Below are 12,388 nucleotides of genomic sequence, written 5' to 3' on the forward strand. Positions count from 1 at the left end.
GATAGAATCGATTGGGGACATCAGCATTGTTTCCTTTAGACAGGTTCTTCGCAAAAACAAGTCTAATGAATGCTGGTCGTCCCCCGTTTATGATGTAGAGCCCAGAGATGTCTGGTGGTGTTTGAACGAATGCGACACGATGCATTTTCCGGATCGGCGGATTCATGCCCGCGGCCCATGCCGTGTCTTCATTACATTTGCAGATAAACGTCACGTGGAGAGGCCGGGTGCCTGATATCCCGCTTGATTTACCCTCGGATGCCATCGCGCTGTATGGATGTGAAGGCGTGTCGGAGGCTTGTCTGACCCTGCAGGAGCGTGTCCAGCTAGACGTCAATGTCTTATTGTTCGCCGCTTGGATGGGTGTCCGGTTGGCACGGTCAATGCGGCCGCAAGATATCGAAGAAGCCGCCATTCAAATCAGGCAGTGGCACCGCGAGATCGTGCTGCCCTTGCGTGCCGTCAGGCGTCGTTTGAAAACCGGCCCTGCGCCCGCACCCAATGATCACACCGATGCTTTGCGTGCCAAGGTGCAAAGCGTGGAAATCGCAGCCGAGCTGGTAGAGTTGGCGCAGTTAGGGCAGCTCGCTCATTGTCTGGGCCACAACGCGTCAGCTGATGCCAGCGAGACAGCGGCCACCAATCTGTTGCACGTGGTGCAGTACTATGGCGGTCGGCCTGCCGATATCGAAGAAAGGAATGCTGTGAACGTCATAGCTGCTGCAGCGACAGGCTGTTTTTCATGAAAAATCTGATCATCGCCATCACCGGCGCATCGGGCGCCATCTACGGCATTCGAGCGCTCGAACTCCTGCAGCCCGTCAGTGACGTCCGCACTCATCTGATTGTGACGTCCTCCGGCGCGCGCACGATTGCCGAGGAAACCGACTACCGGCTGGAAGCCGTCCGCGAATTGGCGGACGAGGTCTACAGCCATAAAGACATCGGTGCGGCCATTTCGTCGGGCTCTTTCATCACGTCCGGCATGCTGGTGGCGCCGTGCTCGATCAAGACGCTGAGCGGCATCGCCAATTGCTACAACGATGAGCTGGTCACACGGGCCGCCGACGTCTGTCTGAAAGAGCGACGCCGCGTGGTGCTGCTGTTGCGCGAAACGCCGCTGCATGCCGGCCATATCGATCTGATGGCCCAGGCCACGCGCAACGGCGCCATCATCATGCCGCCCGTGCCCGCGTTTTATCACGGACATCAAACCCTGGACCAGACGGTCACGCAAAGCGTGGGCCGGGCATTGGACCTTTTCGACATCCATCTGGGTTCAACCAGCCGTTGGCGGCAGGCGGATGCTTCGACTGATTCAGACGCACACTGAACGCGAGACTGCCCTGACTGTGCCTATCCCGCTGGGGATGCCGGCCGATGATCGGCAGCAGCATTCGCATAGGCACGAGCCGCATCCCGAATAAAGTCCCGGACGGCGCTCTCGTAGACCTCGCCACTGCGAATCGCACCCGAATGCGAAGCGCCTTCGATTTTGACGACGCGTTTCAGATTTTCCGGCACCTTGACCGCCGCTGCGAAGAGCTCATCGCTCATGGTGTGTGGCACGACCCGGTCGGCCGTGCCATGCAAAAACAGCATCGGGGTGCTTAGGGTCGCCAACTTTTCCACCGAGGCAAACGGCTGCGTCACCAGCAGGCTCGCACCGGGAAGCTTGCCCCATCTCAATGTGCGCAGCATGGCGGCCACGCTGGTAAAACTCGATTCCACAATCAGGCCCGCAAACTCAGGCATGTCGGGTCGCGCGGCCAGATTGATCGCGATCGCCCCACCCAGGCTATGGCCGTAAACAAAGCGTCTGGACGGATCGGGTTGCCGGCGGGCAAGCTCACGTAGTGCCGCCGCAGCGTCCTCGACCGCAGACTCCTCTGAAGGCAAGCGGGGCGTCGATTGACCAAAACCGCGATAGTCGATGGCGAGCACGGAATAGCCCATGCGCGTCCAGCCGGACATGCGAAAGGCGCTGCCATTCAGATTCCAGCGCGCGCCATGCAGATACAGCACGGTCGGCGCCTCCGGGTTGGGATGCTGCCAATACCAGGCGTGTACGCGCTCGCCCTTGGCAATCTCCAGTTCGAACGACTCCGTGCCGGCCGGCGGCTCGCTCCACCAGCGCTGGGACTCGGACTCGACAGAGAAAATGGCCTGCCGCTGCCAAGCATCGAGCTGCGTACAACCGACGACGCTCGCCGCCGCCAGCACACTGCCGACAATCAGGCGTCGAAAAGTCAATAAACGCGGCAGGAACATGGGCGGCAGTGTTTGCGGAGTGAATGGGACGGAGTAGGGCGCAGGGATACCGGATTCCCCCGCGGTCACGGCGACGGTGGGGCGCATCGGACCGACCGATTACAACGCGCTCCACCTGATTATCGACACGTTCTACCGCGCAGAGTTCAACATCGCACGCCGTCCACCCGCAATGACCAGGATGACCGCCGCCGCAAACACAAACGCCGAGGGCTCTACGGACTCGTGAAATAAGGTTGCCGCGGCCAGCACGGTCAAAAACGGTTGCAGCAATTGAACCTGCCCCACGCGGGCGATGCCGCCGATCGCCAGGCCGCGATACCAGGCGAAAAAGCCCAGAAACATGGAGCCAAACGCTAGATACGCGAATGCCCCCATCACCGGCATTCCCGGCCAGCCCGTCGTGGCAGCCGCATCGCGCAGCAGCAGCATCACAGGCACCGTCAAAACTGGCGCGCTGATCGCCAACGCCCAGCAAATCGTACGCGCGCCGCCCAGCGTGCGCGCGGCGCGCGCGCCTTCGGCATACCCCATGCCGCCAAGCACCACCGCCACCAGTAGCCACACATCGCCCGCCTGAAACCGGCCGGCGCCTTGTTGCAATCCATAAACCATCACCAGCACAGCTCCGGCCCCCGCCCAGGCCCAGAACGCGCGGGGTGGCCGTTCGCCGCTGCGCCACGCCGCGAACATCGCAGTGCACAGGGGTAGCAATCCATTGAACACTGCCCCGTGTGACGAAGACACCGTAGTCAGCGCGAAGGTCGAAGTCAACGGCCATCCGATCACGACACCGAGCGCGGCGAGAATGACAGCCGGCCATTCCTCGCGCGTGGGCCGGCGGCTGCGCGTGAGCACCAGTATCGATACTGCCGGCACCGCCGCCAGCCACGCCCGCCCCAGACTGATCAGCCATGGCGACATCTCGGTGACCGCCACGCGCGTCATAGGCAGCGTGAGCGAAAAAATCAGCACGCCCAACAGTCCATAGCCGTAGCCTTGCCAGGCAGTGGGCGGCGACAACGTGGGGGCGGGACAAGGGGCGGATCGGGACAACATGGCTCAGACTCCTGAGGGGTAGGGATTGCAAACGACCGGGAATTCGCTCACTCTACGTAAACCCTGCAGTACAGTACCGGTACACTTTTACAGAACGTTCTCTGCACTGGCCCGGTCAAAACACCATGACAGCCAACCTCCAAACTTCCATCTCCTGGCAGCCCGTGCGGCAGGGCGACGCGACGCTGGTCGCTCAGTTGGCCGATAACCTTGCGCGGCGGATTGATGACCAGGGGCTACGCCCGGGCACGCGTCTGCCCTCGATACGGGTCATGGCGCAAGAGGCGGGTGTCAGCCGCTTTACCGTTGTGGAAGCCTACGACCGGCTAGTTGCCCGCGGTCTGGTGCAGTCACGCCGAGGGGCGGGATTTTTCGTCGCGGCCCGTCGTGATCTGCTGGTGGCGGAACAGGCCGGTAAAGCGCAAGCCCTTCCTCCGTCGGGCATCGATGTCACATGGCTCGTGCGCAATATGTTTCGCGAACCCACGCAGTCATCCATGCAGGGTGGGGCGGGGCTCTTGCCGGCAGACTGGATGAATCCCGATATGGTCTCGGCCGCGGTGCGCGCCGTGGGACGCTCGGTACGCGGTCAGTTCATGGCCTATGGCTCGCCGCAAGGCTACGCGCCGCTGCGCCAACAACTGGCATCGCAGTTACAGGCCGAGGGCATACCCGCGCACCCCGACCGGCATCTGGTGACCACTAACGGCGTCACGCATGGCCTGGATCTGATTGCCCGCCATCTGGTTCAACCCGGAGATGCGGTGCTGGTCGAGGATCCGGCCTGGTTCCTCATCTTTGGCCGGCTGGCGGCCTTCGGCGCACGCATCTTTGGTGTGCCGCGCGGACCCGACGGGCCGGATCTAGCCGAACTCGAAAGGCTCGCCGCGCTGCATAAACCGCGCCTGTTCATCATCAACCCGACGGTACACAATCCCACCGGCCATACGCTGTCTGCCGGAGCGGCCCACAACATTTTGCGTATCGCCGAGCGACGTGATTTCTGGGTCGTCGAGGATGACACCTATGGCGACTTGCACCCCGGCGGCGCCGTCAAACTTGCCGCGCTGGATCGGCTCAATCGCGTCATTCTCGCCGGTGGCTTTTCCAAGATGCTTGCCGCCAGTCTTCGCGTCGGTTACATCGCCGCGCCGGAACCGGTGCTCAGTCACTTGGTGGATCTCAAAATGCTGGGCGGCCTGACCACCCCCGAGCTGGGTGAACGCGTCGTCCACCGCATCCTGGTCGAGGGGCAATACCGCAAGCATATCGAGCGCGTCCGCGCCCGGGTCAATACCGCGCGTGAACAATGCGTTGATCAACTCAGCCGGCTCGGCTTCACGATCCCGCACTTGCCGCAGGCCGGGATGTTCGTCTGGGCCGATTGTGGCCGCGACTCCGAGGCGCTGGCCCGGCTTGCCGCGCCACATGGTCTGCTACTCGCGCCCGGCACCCTGTTTTCACCTTCCCAGGCCACCTCCAGCATGCTGCGCTTTTCCGTCGCGATGGTCGATATGCCCGCCATCTGGACCACTTTGAAACGGGTACTGGCTCAATGACGCAACTGCATGGCGGGGTGCCGCAAGTCTATACTGGCTATTGTCTAGAACCGGCTTTGATTGTCCTATTTCATCTCGAGGAACTGTTATGTCCGACCTTCCGATTCGCCCCTTGACCGAGCTATTCGCTGTCGCACCCCAGCTTTCGGCTGCCGACATGCCCGCCGTAGCCGCGGCCGGCTATAAGAGCGTCATCATCAACCGTCCCGATTTCGAGGGTGGCCCGGATCAGCCGACCGCCGCCGACGTATCGGCGGCCGCCCGCGAGGCCGGCTTGCACGTCGAATATCAGCCCGTGGTCGGCAGCGCCATGACCGCCGATGATGTCGCGCGTTTCGCTGAACTGCTCCAGACCTTGCCGGCTCCCGTATTGGCCTATTGCCGCACCGGTACGCGCTGCACGAACCTGTTTGTCGCCTCTCAGCAGCTCTCCTGATCGCGCGGGATACTGCGGAAAGCCCTGACTGTTGCTGCCGGTTTTTTCCGGTAGCATGCATTTCCCATCTAGCAGACAGGAGGCGGGAAATGTTTAAAAAGATCCTGATCCCCACCGACGGCTCCCCGCTGTCGGCGCAAGCTGCCAATGCGGGCATCTGTTTTGCCCGGTCTATTCAGGCACAGGTCGTCGCACTGCACGTGACCCAGCCCTTTGCGGCGACTATCGGCTTCGATGGCATGGCCGCCGCCTATGCCATCACGGACGAAGATTACGACAAGGCGTCGGCGCAGCAGGCCGAGAAATATCTCAAGCACGTGATGGCGCGCGCCGACACAGCCGGCATCAAGGCCGAGTCGCGTGCCGTGTCCAATTTCAATGTCGCCGACGGTATCGTGCAGGCCGCCAGCGAGAATGGCTGCGATCTGATTTTTATCGGCAGTCACGGACGCAGCGGCTTGTCGCGGTTGCTGCTGGGCAGTGTCACGGCAAAAGTCCTGTCGCTCGCCACTTGCGCGGTATTGGTCTACCGCGTCAAGGAAGAAAAACCGAAGAAATAAATCTCTTTGATTTTCCTCTAACAAACCGCCTGCGCCCGCGCTGTGGGCGCAGGGTTTTTCCGGTAGGATGCTTGTTCCTAATATGCAACCAGGAGCAGGCAAGATGTTCAAGAAAATCCTGATTCCCACCGACGGTTCGCCGCTGTCGGCACAGGCCGCCAACGCGGGTATCACGTTCGCGCGTTCGATCGATGCAGAGGTTGTGGCTTTGCACGTCACCCAGCCGTTTTCCGCGACGATCGGGTTCGACGGCATGGCTGCGGCTTACGCCATCACCGACGAAGATTACGACCAGGCCGCGGCAGAGCAGTCCGAAAAGTATCTGAAGCAGGTCTTGGACCGTGCCGATACCGCGGGCGTGAAGGCCGAATCGAGCGCCGTATCGAATTTCAATGTGGCCGAAGGCGTGGTGCAAGCCGCGATCGACAATGGCTGCGACCTGATCTTCATTGGCAGTCACGGCCGCAGCGGTCTGTCTCGTCTCCTCTTGGGAAGCGTGACGGCCAAGGTCTTGTCGCTGGCAACCTGCGCCGTGCTGGTTTATCGCGTCAAAGAAGACAACAGCTAAGGCAAGGCGTAATGCCGTGGCTGAGCCTGTGAGCAGGCTCGCCGCGACGCCTAGAGCAAAAACCGTTCGATCGCGCTGTTGAAGGCCCGAGGATTGCCCAGGTTCATGCCATGCGAGGAACCGGCGATGATTTCCTTTTGGGCCGAAGGCAGCCATTGCGACAGCATCTGTACGACTTCCGGATACGGTTCCGGGCTCAGTGCACCGCCGATCAAGAGCAACGGCATGGCCAGTTTTTCCACGCGTTCCCGGGGCAGGGGCTTTAACATTTCCGACGCCTGCGCGCGCAAGGTCGAAGCGTTGTCCCGCACCATCTCCTGAAACCACGGCACCATGCGGCGCCAGGTATCTTGTCCCGAGACGGTATCGACAAATAGCGCCAGGCCATCATCGACCCGGCCTTCGTCAACCAACTTCAATGCACGTTGCCTGAACCCCCCGCGCTCGTCCGAGGTGGGCACGGGTGCCAGGCGGCCCGGGTCGGCCAAGGTCAATGTGCGTACGCGACGCGGCTCGCGCAATGCCGCCTCCAGTGCGATGCGTGCCCCGCGCGAGTGACCCACCACATGCGCGGCGCCTTCTCCCACGATGTCGATGAATTCGAGCAGATCATCCACGTGTTGGTCGATGGAGAACGTCCCACCGTCCCATTGCTGTGGCCAATAATGACGCAAACTCGGGGCCAACACCCGGAAATGCTTTCCCAAACCCCCGAGTTGCGCCTTCCAATACCGGCAGTCACAGAGCGAGCCATGCACCAGAATCAAGGGCGTGCCTTGTCCGGCTTCGGCATACGTCATGGCGTAATCGTTAATGTGTGCGGTTTGCAGGGAAAGCTTGGGTTCGGCGCGCATGTCAAGGATCAGGAAACGACAGCCTGTGATTCTAGCGCTGCGTGGCCCGCACAGTCGCTGCTACACTCGAACTCCTTGATCGATCCACGAACGACCCTTTGTACGACCAATCGGAATTGCCTGTCATGTCAGCGGAGTCTCTCGCAGCGTTACCCGAATCAGCTCAACGTATCGCCCAGCTTCTCGAGACGCTGGGACATGAGCATCCCATCGTGATCTTGCCGCAAAGCGGTCGCACCTCGGCGCAGGCCGCGGAGGGCTTGGGATGCGTGGTCGGTCAGATCGCTAAATCCATTATCTTTCGCCGACTCTCCGATGGCGCGCCCGTTTTGGTCGTGACCAGCGGCGTCAATCGCGTCGATGAGACCAAAGTCGCCGCCATTGTCGGCGACCTGGGCAAAGCCGATGCTCGTTTCGTGCGCGAAAAAACCGGCTTCGCCATCGGCGGGGTGTGTCCCATCGGTCACGCCACACGGCCCGTGACCTTGCTGGACCAGGATTTATTCCAATACGACGTGCTATGGGCGGCTGCCGGCCATCCGCATGCGGTCTTTCGGCTTAGCCCGCAACAGCTTGCGACCATGACCGACGCGCCCGTGGCCGACATCGCGTTGCAACCGGGCAGCGCCACGTGAGCGGCGCCGCGATGGATTGGACGTGGCTGTGGATTCCCGCCACGTTGGCCGCCGCTGCCGCGCAGGCCGGGCGTAACGCCGTTCAGCGCAGTCTGACTGAGACGCTCGGCACGCTGGGCGCCACCCAGGTTCGGTTCCTGTTCGGCTTTCCGTTCGCGCTGCTGTTTCTGGCTGTGGTCTATTCGATTGATGGCGGGCCGCTGCCCGGTATCAACGGCGAATTTCTTGCGTTCGTGATTGGCGGCGCGGTGGCGCAAATTGCCGCCACGGCGTTGATGCTGGCGGCCATGCGCGAGCGGTCGTTTGTGGTGGTGACCGCCTGGACCAAAACCGAGCCGATTCAGGTCGCCATATTCGGCTTCGCCGTGCTGGGCGACCCATTGTCACTGACGGGGGTTTTGGCGATTGTGTTGGCGACGCTGGGCGTGGTGCTGATGTCCAGCAAGGGCGCTTCGGCCACCGGAAAAGGCAGCCTGCGTCCCGCTTTGTTCGGGTTGGTCTCGGGCGCTTTCTTCGCCTTGTCGGCGATCGGCTTTCGCGGCGCGATACTGGTCTTGGATGGCGGCGGATTCTTTCTTCAATCCACCTGGACCCTGGTGTGGTCCTTGGGCATACAGAGTCTGATCCTGATCGTATGGATGCTGCTCTTTAACCGCGCGCTGTTGATTGCTTGTATGGCGGCATGGCGCGCGTCGATCTGGGGTGGCTTGCTGGGAGCGTGTGCTTCGCAAGGATGGTTTCTGGGCTTCGCCCTGACCGCTGCCGCCAATGTAAGAACCTTGGGGCTCGTCGAAGTGCTGTTTGCTCAAATACTGTCGCGTCGCATCTTCGCCCATACGTCGAGTCGGCGCGAGCTCTTGGGCATCGCGCTGATTGTCATTGGAGTCGGGATCTTGGTGGCGGTCGCCGGGCGCTAAAGTGCGCCGGGCGGCGAGGGCGGGAAAGCATCAAGCCCCCGCCTGGGCCAACGCTTACTGCAGCAGCTGCAGACGATTCTTTGCCGTCTCGGCTGCCTGACTATTCGGGTAAGTCTTGACGATGCGCTCCAGCGACGCCTTGGCGCCAGCGCGGTTGTTCAACTCGATCTGGCTGCCCGCCATCACCAGCAACGCGTCAGGCGCGCGCGGATCGTTCGGGGTCTGCTGAACCAGGCGGGTCAACTCTTCAATAGCGCCTTTATAGTCCTTGATCGCGTAACGGCTGCTGCCCAGGTAAAAGCGGGCGGTCGGCGCCAGCGGGCTGTTGGGATACAGCGCCAAAAACGCGGCCAACGATTCCGAAGCCTCTTTGTATTCGCCTTGACGGAACTGATCGATGGCACCGTCGTAGGCAGCCTGCTCGCTCGGATCGTTTGCCGTCACGCCCTGCGGATTCGATGCGCCTTGCGCGGCCGCCCCACTGGGCTGCTGACGCGACACCAGCTCCAATTGCTCGCGCAATTGGGTAATTTCTTGTTGCATGGCTTGCATTTGGTCAGCCAGTTGCAGGCGTGCGCGAGCGTTCAAATCGCTCTGTCGCTTGAGCTGTTCGCGCAAATCCAGAATGGCTCGGCGGGCCTCATCGTCGGAAAAAGCATGTGCCGGCGCGGTAAGCGTCGCGGCAAGCACGGCGGCGGTGACAACCAGAATACGCAAGGACGGGACATTAGCGCGCATAGAAATTTCCAGAGTTAGAAAACAAAAACGTCGGGACGGCCGCTTGGACCGTCCCGACGCGCGGCAGAGCTAATGCGCGAATCGCTTAACGCTGATATTCGATATCAGCGCGGCGGTTTTCCGCGAAATCGGCTTCGGAGGAACCCGTGGCACGGGGTTTTTCCTTACCGAAGCTGATCGTTTCGATCTGCGCGTCGGTGGCGCCCAAGAGCGTCATCATGCGACGCACGGCGTCGGCACGGCGTTGGCCCAAGGCCAGATTGTATTCCGCACCGCCGCGTTCGTCGGTGTTGCCTTGGATCTGGACGCGCTGTTGCGGGTTCGAAGCGAGGTAACGGGCGTGGGTTTCCACCAGGCCACGGTACTGCTCAGGCACCGAATAGCTGTCGAAATCAAAATACACGGAGCGCTGTTGCGCCAGGATGCTCTGGGGGTTGAACGGATCGAGGATCTCGCCAGAGGCCGAGCCGCCCATGCCGGAGCCCGACGAGCCGGCGCCAGCCGACTGGTCATCCAGGGGAACCGAGCTGCAAGCGGCCAACGCGGCAGCCATAGCAGCGATGGTAAAGCTTTTAGCAATGCGCATCTTCATGATGTTTCCTTTGCAAAGAAGGGTCATTCGCGTTTTAGCGGGTAAAAGGTCCCCACGTGGGTTCACGTATTTCGCCGTTCAATACGGACAGCGTTTGGCGCACTCGACCATCACTGGATACACCGGCCAATACACTGCGGCCATTCTGGACCGCGGCGTAAAGGATTTGTTTGCCGTTGGGTGCAAAGCTTGGTGACTGATCGTCGCGACCATCAGTCAGAAGAGTTTCGTTGCCCGTGGCAAGATCAAGTGAGGCGATGCGAAACGCACCGTCGCGTCTGGAAACGTACAGCAGCGTGGATCCGTCGGGGGAAATTCGGGGTGATATGTTGTAACTACCGTTAAATGTCAGGCGACGGGCGTCGCCTCCGTCTAGGCTTGTTTGATAAATCTGTGGTCCACCGCTGCGGTCAGACGTAAAGATAATACTGCGGCCATCCGGCGTAAATACCGGTTCTGTATCAATGCCCGGAGAACGCGTTAAACGGCGCGCATTTGAGCTTCCGTCGGCGCTAACGATGTAAATTTGCGACAGTCCATCGCGCGTCAGGGCCACGGCGAGCTTGCTGCCATCAGGCGACCAGGCCGGTGCGCTGTTATTGCCTTTGAAGTTCGCAACCGGTACGCGAGCGCTGGTAGCTAACGTATGGACATACACGACAGGTTTGCCGGATTCAAAGCTCACGTACGCGAGCTTGCTGCCATCGGGCGACCAGGACGGCGAGATCACCGGTTCGCGCGAACGCAGCGCGACTTGCGGGTTCTGACCATCGGCGTCGGCGACTTGCAGCTCATACGTATTGCCGCGCTTGAGCACGTAGGCGATACGGGTAGAGAACACACCACGCACGCCCGTGATCTTTTCATAGATCCGATCAGCGATCTGGTGCGCGATACGGCGCAGTTCTTTTTCGGTGCCGGAGAACGCCACGCCATCGAGCTGGCCTTTCTTAATCGTGTCGCCCAGGCGATAGCGCACGTCGTAACGACCATCAGGACCACGCGTGATGCTGCCGTAGGCCAGGAAGTCGGCGCCACGGTTGCGCCAGTCGTCGTAGTTCACCTGCGAGTCAACGTTCAATCCGGCGCCCGCCGCGTTAATCAGGCGGAATTGACCCGTGCGCGTCAAATCGGCGCGGATGACATCGGCCAGCGCGCGGCCCTGTTCATCATCGCCTGCGAAATCCGCGATCGCGACCGGGTACTGGGTGGCTCCGGTACCCGAGATATCAACGCGCAGTTGCGCATGAGCAGGCTGCCAAACCAGCAGGGCGATGGCCGTCAGCAGAGTGAAAAGCATGCAGTACGCACGCACTAGCCCCGATCGCGCGGGGCGGCTGTAGGCGGGTGTCATTATCATCAATCTCCTGTCAGTCATACATGCGATATATAACGTCAATTACGGACGGGTACGCGCCGGCCGACGGTTTGGGGAAGGGGTTGCAGCGACGGATACCGTTTTCAACCGCGCGGTCGAAGACAGCATTACCCGACGATCCCGTCAGATTCAGTCCTGTAACCTTTCCATCTGAACTCAACTGTACCCGGTATTGCGCCGTTGGGTTCGCACTGCCCGAACGGGGTGGCGGATCAAACACCACGCCGGGTCGAACGCAACTGCGGACCTTGGCGCCATAACCGCTATCGCGCCCGCCGCCTTGTTGATTGCGGTCGGCCGTGCCGCCGGGAATCCCGGCCGCGCCCAGCACGTCGCCGCGCATGGCGTCGCGCAAGGCCTTGTCGGCGGCAGCCTTCTTGGCGGCGGCAGCCTTCTCCGCAGCCGCTTTCTTCTCGGCAGCGGCCTTTTCCGCGGCCGCCTTCTTCTCTGCCGCTGCTTTTTCCGCAGCGGCCTTCTCTGCTGCGGCCTTCTTCTCGGCGGCGGCTTTCTCCGCTTTTTCTGCCGCGGCCTTCTTCTCAGCGGCGGCTTTTTCCGCTGCTGCCTTTTCAGCCGCAGCCTTCTCAGCGGCCGCTTTTTTCTCGGCAGCGGCTTTTTCTGCAGCCGCCTTCTCGGCTGCCGCTTTCTCTGCCGCAGCCTTGCGCGCTGCGGCAGCTTCAGCCTCTTTGCGCTCTTGTTCCAGGCGTTGTTTCTCCTTCAGCTCTGCCAGCTTGCGCGCTTCTTCCAAGCGCGCTTTCTCCTTGGCGGCTTCAGCGGCCAGACGAGCTTTTTCTTCCTCCTCGCGCTTTTTACGGGCCTCGGCC

At 61.4% G+C, this 12,388-nt stretch carries 15 protein-coding genes; 8 read left to right on the forward strand and 7 right to left on the reverse strand.

Annotated features, from left to right (window positions below):
- The first annotated feature begins 227 nt into the window (after positions 1-227).
- Complete coding sequence (locus GOQ25_RS03790) at positions 228-746, forward strand: TIGR02444 family protein (protein ID WP_160349121.1); 519 nt, start codon at positions 228-230, stop codon at positions 744-746.
- Positions 743-1,333 carry a UbiX family flavin prenyltransferase gene (locus tag GOQ25_RS03795; protein ID WP_160349122.1) on the forward strand — a complete coding sequence of 197 codons (591 nt, stop codon included), beginning with the start codon at positions 743-745 and terminating at the stop codon, positions 1,331-1,333. Before GOQ25_RS03790 ends, GOQ25_RS03795 begins: the two co-directional genes overlap by 4 nt.
- A 23-nt stretch (positions 1,334-1,356) precedes the next feature.
- On the opposite strand, the gene GOQ25_RS03800 is transcribed toward GOQ25_RS03795, so the two are convergent.
- Entirely contained in the window at positions 1,357-2,271 is a 915-nt protein-coding gene (locus tag GOQ25_RS03800; RefSeq protein ID WP_160349134.1) for an alpha/beta hydrolase, read from the reverse strand.
- A gap of 132 nt (positions 2,272-2,403) precedes the next feature.
- Positions 2,404-3,330: a DMT family transporter gene (locus tag GOQ25_RS03805; protein ID WP_160349123.1), complete on the reverse strand. Its 927-nt coding sequence runs from the start codon at positions 3,328-3,330 to the stop codon at positions 2,404-2,406.
- 164 nt (positions 3,331-3,494) lie between these two features.
- On the opposite strand from GOQ25_RS03805, the gene GOQ25_RS03810 reads away from it, so the two are divergent.
- From GOQ25_RS03810 to GOQ25_RS03825, 4 genes are all read left to right on the forward strand, one after another.
- Positions 3,495-4,889, forward strand: coding sequence for a PLP-dependent aminotransferase family protein (locus tag GOQ25_RS03810; protein WP_370519882.1), 1,395 nt, complete (start codon positions 3,495-3,497; stop codon positions 4,887-4,889).
- 88 nt (positions 4,890-4,977) lie between these two features.
- Positions 4,978-5,325, forward strand: coding sequence for a TIGR01244 family sulfur transferase (locus GOQ25_RS03815; protein ID WP_160349125.1), 348 nt, complete (start codon positions 4,978-4,980; stop codon positions 5,323-5,325).
- A gap of 89 nt (positions 5,326-5,414) precedes the next feature.
- A complete protein-coding gene (locus GOQ25_RS03820; RefSeq protein ID WP_160349126.1) occupies positions 5,415-5,885 on the forward strand; it encodes a universal stress protein in 471 nt (156 codons plus the stop codon).
- Between the two features lie 103 nt (positions 5,886-5,988).
- Positions 5,989-6,453: a universal stress protein gene (locus GOQ25_RS03825; protein WP_160349127.1), complete on the forward strand. Its 465-nt coding sequence runs from the start codon at positions 5,989-5,991 to the stop codon at positions 6,451-6,453.
- 50 nt (positions 6,454-6,503) lie between these two features.
- On the opposite strand, the gene GOQ25_RS03830 is transcribed toward GOQ25_RS03825, so the two are convergent.
- Positions 6,504-7,307, reverse strand: coding sequence for an alpha/beta fold hydrolase (locus tag GOQ25_RS03830; protein WP_160349128.1), 804 nt, complete (start codon positions 7,305-7,307; stop codon positions 6,504-6,506).
- Positions 7,308-7,432: 125 nt separating this feature from the next.
- On the opposite strand from GOQ25_RS03830, the gene GOQ25_RS03835 reads away from it, so the two are divergent.
- Positions 7,433-7,942 carry a YbaK/EbsC family protein gene (locus GOQ25_RS03835; protein ID WP_160349129.1) on the forward strand — a complete coding sequence of 170 codons (510 nt, stop codon included), beginning with the start codon at positions 7,433-7,435 and terminating at the stop codon, positions 7,940-7,942.
- Positions 7,939-8,859, forward strand: coding sequence for an EamA family transporter (locus GOQ25_RS03840; RefSeq protein WP_370519880.1), 921 nt, complete (start codon positions 7,939-7,941; stop codon positions 8,857-8,859). Before GOQ25_RS03835 ends, GOQ25_RS03840 begins: the two co-directional genes overlap by 4 nt.
- Positions 8,860-8,913: 54 nt before the next feature.
- On the opposite strand, the gene ybgF is transcribed toward GOQ25_RS03840, so the two are convergent.
- The 4 genes from ybgF to tolA form a co-directional block, all read right to left on the reverse strand.
- Entirely contained in the window at positions 8,914-9,597 is a 684-nt protein-coding gene (ybgF, locus tag GOQ25_RS03845) for a tol-pal system protein YbgF (protein ID WP_160349130.1), read from the reverse strand.
- Positions 9,598-9,682: 85 nt separating this feature from the next.
- Positions 9,683-10,189 carry a peptidoglycan-associated lipoprotein Pal gene (gene pal, locus GOQ25_RS03850; protein ID WP_160349131.1) on the reverse strand — a complete coding sequence of 169 codons (507 nt, stop codon included), beginning with the start codon at positions 10,187-10,189 and terminating at the stop codon, positions 9,683-9,685.
- Between the two features lie 34 nt (positions 10,190-10,223).
- Positions 10,224-11,543 carry a Tol-Pal system beta propeller repeat protein TolB gene (tolB, locus tag GOQ25_RS03855; RefSeq protein WP_160349132.1) on the reverse strand — a complete coding sequence of 440 codons (1,320 nt, stop codon included), beginning with the start codon at positions 11,541-11,543 and terminating at the stop codon, positions 10,224-10,226.
- Between the two features lie 16 nt (positions 11,544-11,559).
- A partial coding sequence (gene tolA, locus GOQ25_RS03860) for a cell envelope integrity protein TolA (protein ID WP_160349133.1) occupies positions 11,560-12,388 on the reverse strand: 829 nt, incomplete at its 5' end.

This window comes from Bordetella sp. 15P40C-2, assembly GCF_009763235.1.
Lineage (GTDB): Bacteria > Pseudomonadota > Gammaproteobacteria > Burkholderiales > Burkholderiaceae_B > Bordetella_A.